Origin of the sequence: Campylobacter sp. US55, assembly GCF_004378955.1 — a bacterium.
Lineage (GTDB): Bacteria > Campylobacterota > Campylobacteria > Campylobacterales > Campylobacteraceae > Campylobacter_D > Campylobacter_D jejuni.
The window spans coordinates 77,284-97,008 of the sequence record NZ_RYYF01000005.1; the positions used below are offsets into that span (position 1 = coordinate 77,284).

Annotated in this window: 16 protein-coding genes and 2 pseudogenes; 8 read left to right on the forward strand and 10 right to left on the reverse strand. The window is 30.9% G+C overall.

Annotated features, from left to right (window positions below; genetic code table 11):
* Nucleotides 1–93: 93 nt before the first annotated feature.
* From ELQ07_RS04700 to ELQ07_RS04750, 10 genes and pseudogenes are all read right to left on the reverse strand, one after another.
* On the reverse strand, nucleotides 94–1,884 hold the full coding sequence (locus ELQ07_RS04700; RefSeq protein ID WP_070316948.1) for an aminopeptidase P family protein: 1,791 nt from the start codon (nucleotides 1,882–1,884) through the stop codon (nucleotides 94–96).
* 15 nt (nucleotides 1,885–1,899) lie between these two features.
* A complete protein-coding gene (locus ELQ07_RS04705) occupies nucleotides 1,900–3,453 on the reverse strand; it encodes a peptide MFS transporter (protein WP_134224799.1) in 1,554 nt (517 codons plus the stop codon).
* Nucleotides 3,454–3,623: 170 nt separating this feature from the next.
* Nucleotides 3,624–5,108 (reverse strand): annotated as a pseudogene (locus tag ELQ07_RS08430) (peptide MFS transporter).
* 126 nt (nucleotides 5,109–5,234) lie between these two features.
* Nucleotides 5,235–5,783: a hypothetical protein gene (locus tag ELQ07_RS04720; RefSeq protein WP_002855032.1), complete on the reverse strand. Its 549-nt coding sequence runs from the start codon at nucleotides 5,781–5,783 to the stop codon at nucleotides 5,235–5,237.
* Nucleotides 5,776–6,882 carry a hypothetical protein gene (locus ELQ07_RS04725; RefSeq protein WP_134224801.1) on the reverse strand — a complete coding sequence of 369 codons (1,107 nt, stop codon included), beginning with the start codon at nucleotides 6,880–6,882 and terminating at the stop codon, nucleotides 5,776–5,778. Before ELQ07_RS04725 ends, ELQ07_RS04720 begins: the two co-directional genes overlap by 8 nt.
* The gene (gene era, locus ELQ07_RS04730; RefSeq protein WP_134224802.1) at nucleotides 6,869–7,744 is read right to left on the reverse strand and encodes a GTPase Era; all 876 of its coding nucleotides are present in this window, start codon (nucleotides 7,742–7,744) and stop codon (nucleotides 6,869–6,871) included. The genes ELQ07_RS04725 and era overlap by 14 nt, the downstream gene beginning before the upstream one ends.
* A complete protein-coding gene (gene hslU / locus ELQ07_RS04735; RefSeq protein WP_002877690.1) occupies nucleotides 7,741–9,060 on the reverse strand; it encodes an ATP-dependent protease ATPase subunit HslU in 1,320 nt (439 codons plus the stop codon). The genes era and hslU overlap by 4 nt, the downstream gene beginning before the upstream one ends.
* Nucleotides 9,057–9,599 (reverse strand): ATP-dependent protease subunit HslV, encoded by a 543-nt coding sequence (hslV, locus tag ELQ07_RS04740; RefSeq protein WP_002781630.1) that lies wholly within the window; start codon nucleotides 9,597–9,599, stop codon nucleotides 9,057–9,059. Before hslV ends, hslU begins: the two co-directional genes overlap by 4 nt.
* Entirely contained in the window at nucleotides 9,599–10,042 is a 444-nt protein-coding gene (rplI, locus tag ELQ07_RS04745; RefSeq protein WP_070298739.1) for a 50S ribosomal protein L9, read from the reverse strand. The genes hslV and rplI overlap by 1 nt, the downstream gene beginning before the upstream one ends.
* A gap of 12 nt (nucleotides 10,043–10,054) precedes the next feature.
* Nucleotides 10,055–11,275 carry an argininosuccinate synthase gene (locus tag ELQ07_RS04750; RefSeq protein WP_134224803.1) on the reverse strand — a complete coding sequence of 407 codons (1,221 nt, stop codon included), beginning with the start codon at nucleotides 11,273–11,275 and terminating at the stop codon, nucleotides 10,055–10,057.
* A gap of 153 nt (nucleotides 11,276–11,428) precedes the next feature.
* Between ELQ07_RS04750 and ELQ07_RS04760 the strand changes: the two genes are divergently transcribed.
* The 8 genes and pseudogenes from ELQ07_RS04760 to kdpB all read left to right on the forward strand — a co-directional run bounded on the left by ELQ07_RS04760 (nucleotide 11,429) and on the right by kdpB (nucleotide 19,724).
* Complete coding sequence (locus tag ELQ07_RS04760; protein WP_134224805.1) at nucleotides 11,429–11,674, forward strand: RNA-binding S4 domain-containing protein; 246 nt, start codon at nucleotides 11,429–11,431, stop codon at nucleotides 11,672–11,674.
* The gene (tsaE, locus tag ELQ07_RS04765; RefSeq protein ID WP_002854905.1) at nucleotides 11,671–12,078 is read left to right on the forward strand and encodes a tRNA (adenosine(37)-N6)-threonylcarbamoyltransferase complex ATPase subunit type 1 TsaE; all 408 of its coding nucleotides are present in this window, start codon (nucleotides 11,671–11,673) and stop codon (nucleotides 12,076–12,078) included. Before ELQ07_RS04760 ends, tsaE begins: the two co-directional genes overlap by 4 nt.
* A complete protein-coding gene (lptB, locus tag ELQ07_RS04770) occupies nucleotides 12,071–12,799 on the forward strand; it encodes an LPS export ABC transporter ATP-binding protein (protein ID WP_002855252.1) in 729 nt (242 codons plus the stop codon). Before tsaE ends, lptB begins: the two co-directional genes overlap by 8 nt.
* On the forward strand, nucleotides 12,799–14,049 hold the full coding sequence (locus ELQ07_RS04775; RefSeq protein WP_134224806.1) for an RNA polymerase factor sigma-54: 1,251 nt from the start codon (nucleotides 12,799–12,801) through the stop codon (nucleotides 14,047–14,049). Before lptB ends, ELQ07_RS04775 begins: the two co-directional genes overlap by 1 nt.
* A gap of 165 nt (nucleotides 14,050–14,214) precedes the next feature.
* On the forward strand, nucleotides 14,215–15,639 hold the full coding sequence (locus ELQ07_RS04780) for an anaerobic C4-dicarboxylate transporter (protein WP_070316951.1): 1,425 nt from the start codon (nucleotides 14,215–14,217) through the stop codon (nucleotides 15,637–15,639).
* Between the two features lie 141 nt (nucleotides 15,640–15,780).
* Nucleotides 15,781–15,968 (forward strand): annotated as a pseudogene (kdpF, locus tag ELQ07_RS04785) (K(+)-transporting ATPase subunit F).
* Nucleotides 15,969–15,977: 9 nt separating this feature from the next.
* Nucleotides 15,978–17,669: a potassium-transporting ATPase subunit KdpA gene (gene kdpA / locus ELQ07_RS04790; RefSeq protein WP_134224807.1), complete on the forward strand. Its 1,692-nt coding sequence runs from the start codon at nucleotides 15,978–15,980 to the stop codon at nucleotides 17,667–17,669.
* 9 nt (nucleotides 17,670–17,678) lie between these two features.
* Nucleotides 17,679–19,724 carry a potassium-transporting ATPase subunit KdpB gene (kdpB, locus tag ELQ07_RS04795; protein WP_134224808.1) on the forward strand — a complete coding sequence of 682 codons (2,046 nt, stop codon included), beginning with the start codon at nucleotides 17,679–17,681 and terminating at the stop codon, nucleotides 19,722–19,724.
* Nucleotide 19,725 lies beyond the last annotated feature (1 nt).

Below are 19,725 nucleotides of genomic sequence, written 5' to 3' on the forward strand. Positions count from 1 at the left end.
AAAAAACTTTTTTAGCAATTGGTTTAAAAACCTTGTATTAAACAAATTATAAGTTTGATACAAGGAAAATTTATCTATGTTAACAAAAGTATCTTAAAAGATGGCTTTTGTTCTTTTTTCAAGCCAAACTAGAGCTTTTGGATAATCACCTAGCTTAGGAGAAAGTTTTTCAAATACTTCTTTGTGATAATTGTTTAACCATTCTTTTTCTTTTTCATCTAACATTTTTGTATCAATACAAGATATTTCAAAAGGACAAAGAGTAACAGGTTTAAAGTATAAAAACTCTCCAAAATCTTTATTTTTAGGATTTTCTACTTTGGTATGAATAACTAAATTTTCAAGTCTTATACCCCATTTACCTACTTTATAAATACCTGGCTCTATGGAGGTTAGCATACCTTCTTTGGCTTTTGTTTTTTCAAGCACAGGGGATAGATAAGATAAAACTTGTGGACCTTCATGGACATTTAAAAAATATCCCACGCCATGTCCTGTGCCGTGTATATAGTCAATTTGTTCTTTCCATAAAGGTGCGCGTGTGATTGCATCAAGTAAGGGCATAGCTATATCTTTTGGAAAAATTGCACTGGAAATGGCAATATGTGCTTTTAAAACCAAGGTATAGTCATGAATTTGTTCTGCATTAGCCTTTCCTATTGGTACAACGCGTGTAATATCTGTTGTGCCGTTTTTATATTGTCCACCAGAATCAATAAGTAAAAGCCCATCTTTTTTAAGATAAGCAAAACTCTCTTTTGTGGCTTTATAATGTGGATATGCTGCGTTTTCGTTAAAGCCTGCTATAGTGGCAAAACTATCACTTATGTAGTGCTTGCTTTGTGCTCTAAATTCGCTTGCTTTAGCATCTATGTCTAATTCGCTTATTAATTCTTTATTTTCTATCGCTTCTTCAAGCCATGCAAAAAATTTACATAAAGCCACTCCATCTTCTATCATAGCATCTTGTATATGCGCTATTTCTTTTGTATTTTTAACTGCTTTTAAGTGAGTGCTTGGATTAATTTCTTGAATGATTTTTACGCTTTTGTCTAAAGAATTTATGAGTAAAGCGGTCATTTTTGAAGGTTCAATAAGCAAATTTGTATTTGCAAGTTTTTCAAGCTCCATGATGATTTCATCATAATTTTTAAGCCAAAACCCATCTAAATTTAATTTTTTTTCAAGTTCTGAATTTGCTTTTTTCTGATCAACAAAAAGCAAAGCTTTGTCTTCCAAGATTAGCAAATGACTTAAAAATACAGGATTATAATTTACATCATTCCCTCTTAAATTTGTAAGCCAAGCTATATCATCAAGGCTGGAGATTAAATGAGAAGTAGCATTTAAATTTTTCATTTTTTGACGCACTAATGCTAATTTTTCTTTTCTTGAGTAAGAGCAGTATTCTAGTTCGTGTTCATAAATTTTTTCTTGTGGTAAAGTGGGACGATCTTTCCAAAGTGGACTTATCAAATCTATATGTTTTAAATTTGCCTTGCAATTAATCTTTAAATCTTTTTGCAAAGATAAAGGTAAAAGTGCAAAATCGATGCCTAAAATTTGATCTTCGCTTAAATTTTTTTCCAACCATTTGGTAAAAGTATTTTTAGCATCTTGCTTTTGTAAAAGTATGCCACTACCTTCTAATTCCTTTTGTGCTTGAAGCCAATATCTTCCATCTACCCACAAAAAGCCCTCTTCTTGTGTGATAAGAACTGTTCCAACAGAACCCTTAAAGCCACTGATAAAGACTCTGTTTTTGTAATATTCTGGTAAATATTCGCTCAAATGCGGATCCGCGCTTAAGATGAGATAGGCGTCAATATTATTTTCTTTCATTAATCTTCTAAGTTCTAATACTCTTTGTTTGTAAATACTCATATTTTCTCCTTAATATTAATTTTTTAGTATTTTATTGATAGGTTTTTTGAGTATAAGTAAAATTATAACAGCACCAAGTAATATCCACATACATTGGTAAAATAAAATTGGCAAATAAGCTATATTTTCTTCACTTGCTTTACCACCTATGAATCCAGCTAAAGCATTGCCTAATGCACTTGCTACAAACCAAAGTCCCATGACTTGAGATTTAATTAAATTAGGTGCAATTTTTGTCATTATAGAAAGTCCCACAGGGGAAAGGCAAAGCTCTCCTAAAACCATAAGCAAAAAGCTACTGACAAGCCACCAAGGTGAAACTAAAATAATTTGTGATGAATTTTCTAAATTTTCTCTTAATGTATTAGCATCGCCATTTAAACTAATTGCATGATTTGAAGCTAAAGCCATTATTAAAAATGCCAAAGCTGCACCCAAAAGTCCTAATGCAAATTTAATAATAGATGAAATTTCTTTATTATTTTTGGCACATATAGTCCATATAAAAGCACTAAAAGGTGCAAAAAGTATAACAAATAAACCTCCAAGAGATTGAAACCATATTGTAGGAATTTCATAATTTAATATGGTTTTATCCGTTAATTTTTCTGCAAAAAAATTAAAAGAAGTGTATTGTTGCTCATATACTGACCAAAATAACGCAGCCGCTAAAAATAAAACAATAAAAATAATTAAATTTCTTTTTTCTTCTATTTTTAAAGAAGTAAAAGCGAAAAGATATAAAAAATAAATTCCAGCACAAGCTAAGATAGTTAGAATAATATTTTTATTAATAACTTGTGCATCTAATTTTATAAAACCACCAAGGATTAAAAATATTGCTCCAAGCAAAACAATACCTGATACAATGATGATGTAAAATGCGTTTTTGCTTTTTTTGCTTGGTCTATCCCAAGTAGAGTCTATGCCAACTTTTTCATCAAATTCTTTTAAATCAGGCATAGTTTTTAGGTAGAAAATAATTACCGCTAAAAGCATACCAATCCCACCTGCACCAAAACCAAAATGCCATCCGTATTCTTTTTGTAAAAAGCCGCAAATTAAAGGAGCTACAAAAGCACCAAAATTAAAGCACATATAAAAAAGAGTAAAACCAGAGTCACGCCTTGCATCATTTTTTTTATAAAGCATTCCAACCATTACAGAAGCGCAAGTTTTAAAAAGTCCTGTACCTATAACCAAAAAAACCATACCAACAAAAATCATTTTATTATTAAAATAAGAAAAGGCTATGCACAAATGTCCAAATGCTATAGTTAAAGCACCTAGTAAAATTGCTCTTTTTTGTCCTAAGTAATTATCCGCAAGCCATCCACCTGGCAAAGCAGCAAGATATAAACAACTTGCAAAAATTCCCATAATTGCACTTGCTTCTTCAGGTTTTAAGTTCATTCCACTTTTTTCAAAACTTGCTATCATAAAAAGGTAAAGCAAGGGACGAATTCCGTAAAAAGAAAATCTTTCCCAAAGCTCAGTAAGTGAAAGAGATAAAAGTGGTTTTGGATGTCCAAAAAATGAAGTATCTAAATTTTTTACATTTTTACTCAATTTATATCCTTTGTGTATTTTTATTTATAAATTATAGACAAAAAATTAAAAAATATGTATAACTTTGTAATATTTTTAAATGATTTATATCATAATGTTACTTTTTTGCAAATATAAAAAAAGAAATATTAAGATCAATTTTCAACTTTGGTGTATTTTGTATTTTAAGTTTAGTTAGATAATTGCTTATTTTTTTCGTTAAGAATTTTATAAATTGGTTTTTTAGCAATAAAAAGTAAAAGCGCTGCAACAAAAAGCATCCACATGCATTGTCCAAAAATATTAGGAAGTTGATCGATGTTTTTAATATTGACATTTCCCCCTATAAGTCCTGCAACAAAATTTCCAAGTGCACTTGCTACAAACCAAAGTCCCATGATTTGATTTTTGATTAAATCAGGGGCAACCTTAGCCATTATAGAGAGTCCAATAGGAGACACGCATAATTCCCCAAGTGTTAAAAAGAATATACTTATGATAATCCAAGCCATGGATATTGGCAAACCATTGTTGTTTATTAGATTTTGTGAAGCAAAGGTTATCATCATAAAACCAATACCAGCAAATAATATTCCTAAAGTAAATTTTCCAATGGAAGAAAAATATATATTTTTTTTCTCTAAAAATATCCAAATATAACTTGCTATAGGAGCAAGTATGATGATAAAAATTGGATTAAAAGATTGAAACCAGTTGGAATTTTCCAATCAAAAATATTTCTATTTGTAAAATCTTGCGCAAAAAGATTATAAGCGGTAGGTTTTTGTTCAAAAGTACTCCAAAAAAAAGTGGCTGCAAAGAATAAAACAATTAAAATTGTTAATTGCTGTTTTTCTCTTTTATTTAAGGTTTTAAAAACAAAAAGATATATGAAATAAATTACCAAACATAGTAAAATTACAATTAGAAGTTTTTTTGATAGTATTATGGGATTAATATCTGCAAGATTAATAAAAATTAGAAAAAATCCAATAATACTTAACAAGCTTATACTTAGTATAAGAGTTAAATTTTTACTTTTTTTAAATGGTTGTTCCCAGTTTTGCTTTAAAGTACAATTTTTATGAAATTCTTTAAGTTCAGGGGTAGCTTTAAAATATAAAATAAGCAAAGAGATTAGCATACCTAAACCTCCTATGCCAAATCCTAAATGATAATTCCATTTTGCTTGAACAAAACCACATATAAGAGGAGCAATGAATGCTCCAATGTTAATTCCTATATAAAAAATCGTATAGCCAGTATCGCATCTTGTATCATTTTGTTTATACAACATTCCAACTGTTACAGAAGCACTAGTTTTAAAAAATCCAGTACCAATAACGATAAAAGTAAGTCCTAGGAAAAATATAGGTGTACTTAAAATGCTAATATGTCCTAAAGCTATAATAAAAGAACCTAGAAATAAAGCCTTTTTTTGCCCTAAATAATTATCAGTAATCCAGCCTCCAGGAAGTGCTGCTAAATACAAGCATCCTGCAAAAATGCCATAAATTGCCGAGGCGTATTCAGTGCTTATTCCAAGTCCACCTTTGCTTATGGTTGTTGCCATGAAAAGCAAATCTTTCCCAAAGTTCTACCATTGATAGAGAGAATAAAGGCTTGGGATGACCTAGGAAATTTGTATCGAGTTTTTGTATTTCTTGTTTAGTCACTTCCCAATACCTTTCTTTTTTATGCTTAAAATATTTTAACTAATAGTAATAGAAAAATAATTAAATTACAATATTTTTAAATATTTTTTTTATAATAATATTTAAAAATATTGTAATTTAATATTATTATAAATTAACAAATTTAAACATTAAATCAAGCTTTAATTTTAAACCCTGTGTATTGTATAGTTTTATTTTATCAATTTTTAAAGCTATAGGAAGATTTTCTAAATTTTGTATAAAATTGAGCAAGTCTTTAAAGTTGCCATTTAAACTTAGAGAAACATAATTATAGTGGATAAAATTTTTGTTTTCTTGGGAAAATTTTATTTCATTAATGGTTAAATTTTTGGATAAATTATTGATTTTTTTATTGAAAAAATCTTTATCATAAGAAAATAAATGCAATTTTTCTTTATAGTATTTTAATTTTTCTTCCTCTGTTTTTATCTGTTTTGTTAGCTTTGTTTCTATTTCTTTAAGATGTGAATTTTCTATTTTTGCTTCATTTAATGCAAGGTAATTATGTTCTACTAATGTTTTTTGAAAAATATCTTCCAAAAAGTGATCGTGAATTTTAAAAGCTAAAAACAAAGCACAAAGACAGATAAAAGAAATAAAAAGAAATTTTTCCCTAGGATTTAAATTCTGCAAAAATACTTCTATTTTATTCATGTATGACTTCTAATATGATATTCAATGTTTCTTCATTTTTATCAAGAATTTTAAAAGCAGAATTTAGATTTTCTAATGCTCTTTTAAAGTGGTTTTCATCGATAAAAGAAAGAATGATTTTTGTTTGTTCAAATTCAAGATTTGTGATTTTAAGGTCATTGGAGTTAAGCCATGATAAGATTTGATTTAGAATGATTGCTTTATTTTTATCTAAATTGATTTCTTTTGTTATGGTGGATAAAATATGAAATTGTTGTTGTGTAGATGATATTTTATTGGAAAGAGTAAAGTTTAAATCTTGTATGTTTGTTAATAATTTTTGCTTATCTTGTTTTAGTTTAGAAATTTCTTCTTGTATGATAAAATTTTTATTTTGAATTTCCTTATTTTGTTTGTACTCTATAAAATCTTTAAATAATAAAATCATCATGCTAAGACTAAAGCTAAAAATAAATATTAATATAATTTTAAAAGAAATAGATATTTTTATTTTATTATGCTTGATAAAATTACAATTTTGATCTAGATTTTTTATACTATATGAACTTAATTTCAATAAACTATTTTTATCAAGAATATCATTTAGATTTAAACATTTTATTTGAGATGAGAAGTAATGTTTGATTGTATCCAAATCCTGATAAAGTAGCAATTTGCTTTCATAGTGTTTTAAAAGTTCTGTAAATCGATTTTGTTTAAAAAATAAATCCATATTACCTGGGTTGAAATTTTCGATTTTTTTAAGATTGATAAATTTTCCTTCTTGGTAAAAATATAAATATAAAGTTTGATCATATAAATTTAAAACACAATAATCACTTTCCTCAATAAATCTTTCATCAAATAAAGCTTGAAAAATTAAAGGCTCAGGAAAGCAAAAACGACTTTTTTTCAATTTGTAAACAGGCGCTAAAAAACAATGATAAATTTCATTATGTTTAAAAAAAGCTATTTGATAGTCAAAGGGTTTGCTTAGCTTAAAATCTGCGGTTAAATTGTTAAAAAGTTCGTCTTCTTTGGATATTCCTGTTCTTTGAGCATAAAGCAAATCTGTAGATTTTATAAAATTTATTTTATTTAATGAATCAATTTTCATCATTTAAAAGTTTTTTTAAAAATTCTTCATCTTTTTGCCAGTTTTTTTTCACTGTTACGAAAAGCTTTAAAAGTACCTTTTTTTGTGCAAGTTTTGAAATTTTAAAGCGTGCATCTTTGCCTATTCTTTTTAAAGTCGCCCCTTCTTTTCCTATAAGCATACCCTTGTGAGAGTTTGTATCGGTGATGATATTGGCTTCTAGGATTAAAAGATTAGGTGTGTCTTTGGTGCGATGGATAAGCACTTCGCTACTATAAGGAAGCTCATCGCTTAAATTTTCATAAATACTTTCAAGTATGAAATCTCTATAAAGTTCTTTTTCGCTACTCGCACTTAAAAATTCAGGATCATAAAAATATTCATGTTCGTCAAGATATTTTACTATCTCATCTAACAAGCCTTTTTTATAGCTTTTTTTCTTAGAAGAATAAGGAATGATAGCCTTAAAATGTTGGCTAAATTTTGCATATTCGCTAAGTTTTTTTAAAAGCGTAGCATTGTCGGTTAAATCTACTTTATTTAAAGCGATGATATGTGGTACTTGTGGGTTTAGACTAAGAAAATTTTCATAGTCTTTTGTACTATCAAAAACACTCGCCACAAATAAAATCACATCACAATCCCCCATAGATTTAATAGCACTTTGGACAAGCAGTTGATTAAGTGTAGCACCGCTTTCGTGAAGTCCTGGGGTATCGATGAAAATGATTTGATTTTTTTCATGCATCACTATGGCTTTGATTTTACGTCTTGTGGCGTTTTGTTTGTGAGAAACTAGGGCGATTTTTTCTTCTAATAAGGAATTGATTAAAGTACTTTTTCCTGCATTAGTACGCCCTATGATGCTAACAAAGCCACTTTTCACAAAATATACCTTGCAAGATCTTTATTTTCTATGATATCTCCGAGTTTTTCTTCTACTATTTTTTTATCCACTACGAATTTTTTACCCGCATACTCATCAGCTTCAAAGCTTAGATCTTCAAGTAATTTTTCTATCACAGTATGTAAGCGTCTAGCACCTATATCTTGCATTTCTTCATTGGCTCTTGAAGCTATTTTTGCTATTTCTTTAATGGCTTCATCATCAAATTCAAGTTCTAAATTTTCAGTTTTTAAAAGCTGAGAGTATTGTTTTAAAAGTGAATTTTTAGGGCGTGTTAAAATTTCATAAAGAGCTTTATCATCAAGACTATCTAATTCCACTCTTAAAGGAAAGCGTCCCTGAAGTTCAGGGATAAGATCACTTGGTTTGCTAAGATGAAAAGCTCCTGCAGCGATAAAAAGAATATGATCGGTTTTTAAAGTACCTATTTTTGTTTGTACATTTGATCCCTCAACTATAGGAAGTAAGTCTCTTTGTACCCCTTCTTTACTTGGATCTTGGCGGTTTGAATTTCCGCTTGAAACAGCGATTTTATCGATTTCATCAATAAAAATAATCCCTTCATTTTCTGCTCTTTTTAAGGCTTCACTTTTGATACTTTCTTGATCTAGGATTTTTTCTCCTGCTTCGTTTTTTAAAGCATTTTTAGCGTCTTTGATTTTCATTTCTTTTTTGACTTTTTTACTGCCAACGCCTATAACCTTAACTATATCTTGCATTGCACCCATTTCAGGAGGTAGGTTGGGATTGGTATCGAACATATTTTGTGAAATTTCTATCTCTATGGTGCTTTCATCAAGATCGCCATTTCTTAGCTTAGTTCTCATTTTTTCAAGACTGTTTTTATATTCTTCTTGTTTTTCATCGCTGATACCCTTTGGTAGAGGTGGCAAAAGTTTTTCTAAAATTTTATTTTCTATAAATTCATCGATTTTATCTTTGTTTTTTTCCCTTTGTTCGTTTTTTACCAAATTTAAAGCCGCATTGGCAAGATCTCTTACCATGCTTTCTACATCACGACCTACAAAACCTACTTCAGTATATTTACTCGCCTCGATTTTGATAAAAGGAAAGCCCATCATTTTAGCTAAACGCCTAGCGATTTCTGTTTTTCCTACACCTGTAGAGCCTATCATCAAGATATTTTTTGGCACTATATCATCTTGCAACTCAGGGCTAAGTTGCATTCTGCGGTAGCGATTTCTTAAAGCTATAGCTATGATTTTTTTAGCTTTTTTTTGTCCTATAACATAATCATCTAAAAATTTAACGATTTCTTTTGGAGTTAGATTCATTTCTCATCCTCGATTACATAAGTTTTGATATTGGTATTGGTATAAATGCAAATTTCACCTGCGATTTGAAGACTTGATTTTACAAGTTCTTCTTCATCTAAATCGGTATGTTTTGCTAAGGCTCTAGCAGCTGAAAGTGCATAGTTTCCACCACTTCCTATGGCTGCGATTTGTCCATCTTCAGGTTCGACCACATCGCCTGTACCAGAAAGTAGAAAAATGTGATTTCTATCAAGTACGAGCATCATGGCTTCAAGTTTTCTTAGGTATTTGTCTTTTCTCCATTCTTTAGAAAAGTCAATTGCTGCTTTTAAAAGATCGCCTTTAGAACTTTGAAGGAGATTTTCAAACATATCAAAAAGATTAAAAGCATCAGCTGTTGATCCTGCAAAACCTGCTAAAACTTTGCCATTGTTGAGTTTTCTAATCTTTACAGCATTGCCTTTTAGCACCGTATTTCCAAAGCTTACTTGTCCATCTCCGCCAATTACGGATTTATTTTTACCTTTGTAAGCTAAAATCGTTGTTGCGTGAAACATTATTCTGCCTTTATATTTATGTTAAATTTAGCATGGATTGCGTGTCCAAGTTTTACGCTTACTTCGTGGATTCCTAAGCTTTTTAAGGTGTCGCATTCTAAACTTTTTTTATCGATTTCTATATGGCTTTGTTCTTTTAGGGCGTGAGCGATTTCATCTTTGGTTACGCCACCAAACAAACTTCCATTTACACCTACGGGTTTTGAAATTTCAAGAGTGATTTTGCTAAGCTCTTCTTTGAGTTTTTCTAAATTTGCGATTTCAAAGCGTAAATTTTCAGCCTCTTTTTTCTTGTCGCTTTCATATTTTCTTAAAACTTCATTAGTAGCTGCTTTAGCAAAGCCTTTAGCGATTAAGAAATTTTGTCCGTAGCCGTCTTTTACTTCTTTTATTTCTCCTGCTTTTCCAAGTGCTTTTACATCTTTGATTAATAATACTTTCATTTTATTCCTTTATTAAAATTTTCTTCCATTTTTTCCTGCGATGATAAAACGCAAAGCATTAAGCTTGATAAAGCCTGCTGCGTCTTTTTGATTATACACTTCATCTTCTTCAAAAGTACAATAAGCTGCGTTAAACAAGCTATCATTTGCACTTTCGCGTCCTATAATCATCACATTGCCTTTGTAAAGCTCGAGTTTTACTCTGCCATTGGCATGAATTTGTGACTCGTCGATTAAGGCTTGAAGCATCATTCTTTCAGGCGAGAACCAATAGCCATTATAAATTAAACTTGCGTATTTTGGCATGAGTTCATCTTTTAAGTGTGCTGCTTCTCTATCAAGCGTGATGCTTTCAAGCGCTCTATGTGCTTTTAAAAGTATAGTACCGCCTGGAGTTTCGTAACAACCACGGCTTTTCATGCCTACATAGCGATTTTCTACTATATCAAGGCGTCCTATACCGTGTTTGCAGCCTAGTTCGTTAAGTTTGGTTAAAAGTCCTGCGGGACTTAGTTTTTCTCCATTTATCGCTACTAAATCTCCCTTTTGGAAATCAAGTTCTATAATTTCACTTTCATTTGGAGCGTCTTTTGGGCTTTTACTCCATCTCCACATATCTTCTTCAGGTGCGTGTGCAGGATCTTCTAAAACAAGTCCTTCATAAGAAATATGAAGTAAATTTGCGTCCATAGAATAAGGGGATTTTCCTTTTTTCTTAGAAATATCAATACCGTGTTTTTGTGCATAAGCAAGGAGTTTTTCACGACTGTTTAAATCCCACTCACGCCATGGAGCGATGATTTTTAAATCGGGACTAAAAGCAAGATAACCAAGTTCAAAACGCACTTGATCATTTCCTTTACCTGTGGCGCCATGACTTACTGCATCAGCACCTGTTTGCAGGGCGATTTGTGCTTGAGTTTTTGCTATAAGTGGTCTTGCTATGCTTGTTCCTAAAAGATACTCTCCTTCATAAATCGCATTGGCTCTAAACATAGGAAATACATAATCTTTAACAAATTCATCTCTTAAATCTTTAATGAAAATATTTTCTTCTTTTATGCCTAAAGAAAGGGCTTTTTTTCTTGCAGGTTCAAGTTCTTCGCCTTGACCAATATCTGCTGTAAAAGTTACAACTTCACAATTATACTCATCTTGAAGCCATTTTAAAATGATGCTCGTATCAAGCCCTCCAGAATACGCTAAAACTACTTTTTTTGCTTCATTTTTCATAAGATATCCTTTGTTAAAATAGATTTGAAAATTATAAAATTGTATCCAAATTTCATTAAAGAAAAGTTTTTACTTGCTATTTTCTTAAAAATAAAGCAAAGGCATAAGCAAATTTTGTTCCAAAAATTGATTTTTTTTGCTAAAATTGCTTTTATGAGAGTAGATAAATTTTTAAATGTAGTTAATATCACGAAAAGAAGAGCTATTTCTGAGGATATGTGTAAAAGTGGTGTAGTGGGGATTAATGGCGTTATTGTTAGGGCGAGTAAAGAGGTTAAGGTGGGTGATATCATCACTTTGCATTTTACTGAATACACTCAAAAATATAAAGTGCTAGCTCTACCTAGTACGAAAAGCATTCCTAAAAACGCACAAAATGAATATGTGGTAAAATTATGAAAGAATTTATTTTAGCAAAAGATGAGATCAAAACGATGCTTCAAATAATGCCTAAAGAAGGTGTTGTTTTGCTTCAAGGAGATTTGGCTAGCGGAAAAACAAGCTTAGTACAAGCTTGGGTTAAATTTCTTGGTCTTGATGCAAGGGTAGATTCTCCAACTTTTTCCACTATGCAAAAATATGAAAATCATGATATTTGCATTTATCATTATGATATTTATCAAGAAGGTTTAGAAGGACTTTTAGCGAATGGTTTATTTGAAAATTTTTTTGAAAAAGGTTTGCATTTGGTTGAATGGGGCGGTGAAAATTTGAAAAAAACTTTAATGAAATTTGGAATTTCTACTATCCAGATTAAAATTAGCATTAAAGACGACAAAAGAAAGTATGAAATTTATGAGTAAATTAGAAATTGTAAATTTAGAAAAAATTATTAAAAAAACTAAGATTATACATGGAATTTCTTTAGAGGTTAATAGCGGAGAAGTTGTAGGACTTTTAGGGCCAAATGGTGCAGGAAAAACGACAACTTTTTATATGATATGTGGACTTATTTCCCCAAGTAGTGGAAAAGTTCTTTTAGACGGTTTAGATGTGACAAAAGATCCTTTAAATAAAAGAGCTAGATCAGGGATAGGTTATTTACCTCAAGAAAGTAGTATTTTTAAGGATTTAAGCGTAGAAGATAACCTGCTTTTAGCGGCTCAGATTTTTTATAAAGATAAAAAAATTTTACATGATAAAGTTGAGCAAATGCTTGAACTCTTAAGTATAGAACCTATTCGTTTAAGGAAAGGTTTAAGTTTAAGTGGAGGTGAAAGAAGGCGTTGTGAGATCGCTAGAAGCTTGATGTGCGAACCTAAGTTTTTACTTCTTGATGAGCCTTTTGCAGGTGTTGATCCTATAGCAGTGGCTGAAATTCAAACTTTAATTAAAGAGCTTAAAAGATTGGGGATTGGGGTTTTAATTACCGATCATAATGTGCGTGAGACTTTGGCTATTTGTGATAGAGCTTATGTTATAAGATCGGGTTCTTTACTTGCTAGCGGGAATGCTGATGAAATTGCAACCAATAAAGACGTGAAAAAGTATTATTTAGGAGCGGAGTTTAAACTCCTTGATTGATGTTAAAGCAAAAAATCACCCAAGCACCCAAGACTAAAATTTCTCAAACTTTACGCTCTTGGTTGCCGATTTTACAAGCAAACATAGAGGATTTAAAAGAAAATTTAGATAAATTTGCTGAGGATAATCCTTTCTTAAATGTTCAAGATTCGATACAAACTCATGATAAGGGTAAGAATTATTTTGATTCATTTTATAAACATAATGTAAATTCGGCCCTTGTGGATAGTAAAGGACTTGCCAAAAAAAGCGTTTATGAGTTTTTAAATGAACAGATTCTTCCTCCTTTGTTTCCTACAAACAAATCTCAAGAACTTGCAAAAAAAATTATAGAATGCTTAAATGAGGAAGGATATTTTGAATACGATGGAGAATTTTTAAAAGAGTATTCTTTGGAAGAAATTGAGCGAGTAAGAGCAAGATTTAAATTTTTAGATCCTGTAGGAGCGGGAGCTAAAGATTATAAAGAAGCATTTTTATTTGCTCTTGAAAATATGGAGTTAGATGAAGATATTGATGAGTTTTGTAGAATGTTGATTATGGATTTTGAAAATATACAAAACTATACCAAAGAGCCTTTATATAAAGAAGCATTGGCTATACTTAAGCGTTTTAGCACTCCTCCTTTTTTGGAATATTTTGAAGATTCTCGTATAATTGTTCCTGATATTTTTGTTTATAAAGAAAATGGTGAAATTAAAGTAAAAATCAATGATGATTATTATCCTGAAATTTCAATCCAAACTGATGGTTTAGAGCATGATTTTTTAAGTCATTACATCAAAGAAGCAAAAAATTTAGTTGATGCTTTAGCGATGAGAAAAGCTACTCTTTATAAAATAGGGCTTATGATAGTAGAATATCAATATGATTTTTTCATGGGAAAAGAGATAAAACCTATGACTTTTAAGGATTTAGCACTTGATTTAGAACGCAATGCTTCGACTATATCAAGAGCTGTGGCAAATAAATATTTAAGTTGTGAAAGAGGACTTATTCCCTTGCGTGATTTTTTTGCTTTTGCTCTTGATGAAGAGGGGGAGACTTCAAATGTAGGTGTTAAAGAATTTGTGGCAAATTTAGTAAAGAATGAAGATCGCAATAAACCTTTAAGCGATAGTAAAATTTTAGAATTAATCAAAGAAGAATTTAAGGTCGATATAGGGCGAAGAACTATTACAAAATATCGCAAACATCTTAATATAGCAAGTTCTACAGATAGAAAAAAATTATATGAACTTGAAGGATAAAATTCTATCAATCTATCAAACCCATTACACTTTTCTTTTATATTTAAATTTAATTTAAATAATTTAAAAAATTATTATTTTTTATTTTTGGAAATATTATTCTTTAGTTTAAAAATGTGATACAATAATAACTGTTTTTAAATATTAATTTTCAAAGGAGTTAAAATGGACTTTTTAACAAGCCTTAGCGAGGGAGGGCAATTTGCAGTCCAAATCATTATCGTTTTAATTTGTCTTTTTTACGGTGCAAAAAAAGGCGGCATAGCGCTTGGTTTACTTGGTGGTATAGGTATTTTAATGCTTGTATTTGCTTTTCATATAAAGCCTGGAAAACCAGCCATAGATGTTATGCTTACAATTTTAGCGGTAGTGGTTGCGAGTGCAACTTTGCAAGCAAGTGGTGGTTTAGATGTTATGCTTCAAATAGCAGAAAGAATTTTAAGACGCAATCCTAAGTTTTTAACAATATTAGCGCCTTTTGTAACCTGCTTTTTGACTATACTTTGTGGAACAGGACATGTGGTTTATACTATTATGCCTATTATTTATGATATAGCGATTAAAAACGGTATTCGTCCTGAGCGTCCAATGGCGGCAGCTTCTATATCATCACAAATGGGTATTATTGCATCTCCTGTATCTGTGGCTGTTGTGAGTTTGACTGCTTTGCTTTTAAATGCTAATCATAAATTAGTAGGTTTTGATGGTTATATCAATCTTCTTCAAATTACCATACCTAGTACATTATTTGGTGTATTGTGTATAGGAATTTTTTCTTGGTTTAGAGGAAAAGATTTGGATAAAGATGAAGTATTTCAAGAAAAACTTAAAGATCCTGAATTTAAAAAATATGTTTACGGGGATTCTAAAACACTTTTAGGCGTTAAACTTCCAAAAAGCAATTGGGTTGCAATGTGGATTTTCTTAGGAGCTATTGCTTTAGTAGCTTTATTAGGTGTATTTGATTTCTTGCGCCCAAACTGGGGACAAGTTGTAAAAAATGGCATTCCTCAAGTAGATGCTTTAGGCAACCCTAAAATGGATGTTTTATCCATGGTTTCAGTTATTCAGATGTTTATGCTTTTAGCAGGTTCTTTGATTATCATCTTTACTAAAACAGATGCAAAGAAAATCGGCTCTAATGAAATTTTTAAATCAGGTATGATAGCACTTGTTGCGGTTTTTGGAATTTCTTGGATGGCTGATACTATGTTTGCAGTTCACACTCCTATGATGAAAGCAGCGCTTGGAGATATAGTAAAAGAGCATCCTTGGACTTATGCTGCAATGCTTCTTTTAATTTCAAAATTTGTAAACTCCCAAGCAGCAGCTATTTCGGCTTTTGTTCCTTTGGCTTTAGGAATTGGTGTTGAACCTGGTGTAATTGTTGCCTTTGCGGCTGCTTGTTATGGGTATTATATTTTACCAACTTATCCAAGCGATTTAGCTACTATACAATTTGATAGATCAGGTACTACTCACATTGGTAAATTTGTTATCAATCATAGTTTTATTTTGCCAGGTCTTATAGGTGTAATCACTTCTTGTATAGCAGGATATTTTATTGCTATGGCAGCGGGTTATCTTTAACAATTTTTAGCAGGATTTTTCCTGCTAAATTCTTCATTTATCTTTTTATTTAATATAGATAAAAATTATAAATAAATCATAAAATTAGTATTAATCAAAATATAAGCTTAACAAGGATAGAATAAATCCTATTTTGAATCAATGAGAAAGGGCTATCCTATGGATGTTATCTTTGCTTTGCTTCTGCTTTTAGCTTTTGGTAGTTTATGGTTTTTTATCCGTTTTTGTGAAATTCAAACTAGGACACGCGGATGATATTTTTACTAGTTTTAAGCTTAATACTTGCTCTTTATTTATTTTATGCTCTATTATATCCTGAAAAATTTTAAAGGAAAAATATGCTAGAAATTTTAATAACACTGATTATAGCTTTTATATTAGCTTTAATTTTTGGAAATTATCTTTATAAAATTGCAAGCTGTAAAAAAACTATTTTTGATTTTATTTTTAATCCAATTGATAACTTAATTTATAAAATTTGTGCGATTGATAGAAAAAATATGACTTGGCAAAAATATTCTTTGCATTTAATTGCTTTTAATGCCTTAGTGGCTATTTTTTCTTTCGTGATTTTTTATTTGCAAGATAAACTTTTTTTAAATCCCAATTCGATAAATTCTATGAAAGGGGATTTGAATTTAAATACTGTAATTAGTTTTATTACAAATACAAACCTTCAGCATTATAGTGGAGAGAGTGCTTTAAGTTTGCTTTCGCAAAATACAGGCATTTTACTTGCTATGTTTGTTTCAAGTGCAAGTGGATATTCTGCTTGTATGGCTTTTTGTCGTGCTTTATGTGGCATGCAAATGGGAAATTTTTATGAAGATTTTACGCGTATTATTACGCGTTTGATGTTGCCTTTAAGTTTTATTTTGGCTGTAATTTTTATCTCTGAAGGCGTAGTGCAAAACTATCACGCAAATTTTAGCGTGCTTACTTTAGAAAATAAATTTCAAAGTATTGCCACAGGTCCTGTTGCAGCTCTTGAGTCTATAAAACATTTAGGGACAAATGGGGGTGGTTTTTTTGGTGCTAATTCAAGCATGCCTTTTGAAAATCCTACTTCACTTACAAATTTTTTGCAAATTTTATCCATGATGCTTATTCCTAGCGCCTGTGTTGTAGCTTTTGGATTGATGGTTTATCATAGAAAAGAAAGACAAGGTTTTGCTCTTATGGGAAAAGAAGGGGGAGTTATTTTTGGTGCAATGGGGATTATTTTTATCATTTCTTTGCTTTTAATTTATTTTAGCGAAAAAATGTCAAATCCAAATTTGGATTCTTTGGGTTTAAATGCAAATTTGGGAAATTTAGAAGGTAAAGAAATAAGATTTGGCACAGATGGTTCGAGTTTATTTAGTGCTGTAACTACTGCTTTTACTACAGGAAGCGTCAATAATATGCACGATAGTTTAAATCCTTTAAGCATCAGTGCTACTTTGTTAAATATGATGTTAAATGTAGCTTTTGGTGGCGAAGGAGTAGGGCTTATGAATATGATTATTTATGTGCTTTTAACCGTGTTTATTTGTGCATTAATGATAGGCAGAACTCCAGAATTCTTGGGTAAAAAAATAGAAAGCGCACAAATGAAGCTTATAGCTTTGGTAATTCTTATCCATCCTTTATTAATCCTTGTTTTAAGTGCATTAGCTGTTGTTTTTGCAAAAGATAGTATAAGCAATCCTAGCTTTCATGGCTTGGCTCAAATTTTGTATGAATTTAGTTCTTCGGTAGCAAATAATGGTTCAGGACTTGAAGGTTTAAAAGATGATAATTTATTTTGGAATTTAAGTACAGCTTTTGCTATGTTTTGTGGGCGTTATTTGGTTTTAATAGCTCAGCTTGCTATAGCTGGATCGCTTTTGGCTAAAAATACACAAGAAAATACTGCAAATTCTTTAAAAACGGATAATTTAACTTTTATGTTTGTGCTTGTTTGTATTATATATATTTTTACTGCACTTACTTTTTTTCCAGTGCTTACTTTATCAAGCGTTGCAGAATATTTATCTTTATGGTATTAAGGAGAGTCAATGTCTAAAAAACAAAATAAACTCATTACAAAAGAAATTTTAAATAATGCCATAAAAGGAGCATTTTTAAAATTTGATCCACGCTTTATGATAAAAAATCCTGTTATGTTTATGGTGGAAGTTGGATTGATTCTTACTTTGATTTTAAGTATTTTTCCTACTTTGTTTAATGGAAATTCCGATGAAAGAATTTATAACATCTTAATCACTTTTATTTTATTTGTAACCTTGCTTTTTGCAAATTTTGCAGAAAGTATTGCAGAAGGAAGGGGTAAAGCCCAAGCAGCTACCTTAAGACAAAGTAAAAAGGATTCTAAAGCTAGACGCATAAAAAGTGATGGCAGTGAAGAAATGCTTAATTCTAGCGAGTTAAAAATAGGTGATATAGTTTTAGTTAAAGCAGGTGAACTTATACCTAATGATGGAGAAGTTATAGAAGGTGCTGCAAGTGTTGATGAATCAGCTATTACAGGTGAAAGTGCTCCTGTTATGCGTGAAGCGGGCGGTGATTTTTCTTCTGTTACGGGCGGGACTACGGTTTTAACTGATTTTTTAAAGATTAAAATTTTAGTTGGAGCTGGGGAAAGTTTTTTAGATAAAATGATCAATCTTGTAGAAGGTGCTGCGCGTCAAAAAACTCCAAATGAAATTGCTCTTAATACTCTTTTAATTGTGCTTAGTTTGAGTTTTTTAGTAGTGGTTGTAAGTTTATATCCTTTTATGCAATTTTTAGGTGTGAGTTTGCCTATTTCGTGGTTAGTAGCATTGCTTGTATGTCTTATTCCTACAACTATAGGGGGGCTTTTATCGGCTATAGGAATAGCAGGTATGGACAGGGTAACGCGTTTTAATGTGATCGCACTTTCAGGCAAGGCTGTTGAAAGTTGTGGTGATGTTGATACCATGATTTTAGATAAAACAGGAACGATTACTTTTGGAAACCGTTTGGCAAATGAATTTTATGAAGTCCAAGGTATAAGTAAAGAAGAAATGATTAAAGCTTGTGTTTTATCCTCTTTAAAAGATGAAACTCCAGAAGGTAAAAGCATAGTTACATTGGCTCAAAAAATGGGTTATGAATTAGAAGGTAATGATATTAAAGAATTTATCGAATTTAGCGCTCAAAATAGAATGAGTGGTGTGGATTTGCAAGATAATACAAAAATTCGCAAAGGTGCTTTTGATGCTATAAGAGCTTATATAAGCGAAATGAATGGAAAAATTCCTAGCGATTTAGAAACTAAGGTAATGGAAATTTCAAATCTCGGTGGCACTCCTTTGGTAGTGTGTAAAAATGAAAAAATTTTAGGAGTAATTTATCTAAAGGATACTGTAAAACCAGGGCTTAAAGAGCGCTTTGATGAGCTTAGAAAAATGGGCATAAAAACTTTAATGTGTACCGGAGATAATCCTTTAACAGCAGCTACTATAGCCAAAGAAGCAGGGCTTGATGGATTTATAGCAGAATGCAAGCCTGAAGATAAAATAGAAGCCATTAAAAAAGAACAAGCCCAAGGTAAGATAGTAGCCATGACAGGAGATGGAACCAATGATGCTCCAGCTCTTGCACAAGCTGATGTAGGTATAGCTATGAACTCAGGAACTCAAGCAGCCAAAGAAGCAGCCAATATGATAGATCTTGATTCTAATCCTACTAAAATTTTAGAAGTGGTTGAAATAGGAAAAGGTTTGCTTATTACTAGGGGTAGTCTTACAACTTTTAGTATGGCAAATGATATTGCTAAGTATTTTGCTATTTTACCTGCTATGTTTAGTGTGGTTTTACCTCAAATACAAATTTTAAATATTATGCATTTGGCTACCCCGCAAAGCGCTATTTTATCAGCACTTATTTTTAATGCTATTATTATACCTTTGCTCATACCTATTGCTATGCGTGGAGTTAAATTTAAGCCTATGAAAAGCGAGCATTTGCTTTTAAGAAATTTGAGTATTTATGGTTTAGGCGGTATGATCGCACCTTTTATAGGGATAAAAATAATTGATATTCCTACAGCTTGGATACTTAGAATTTTAGGAGTGTGAT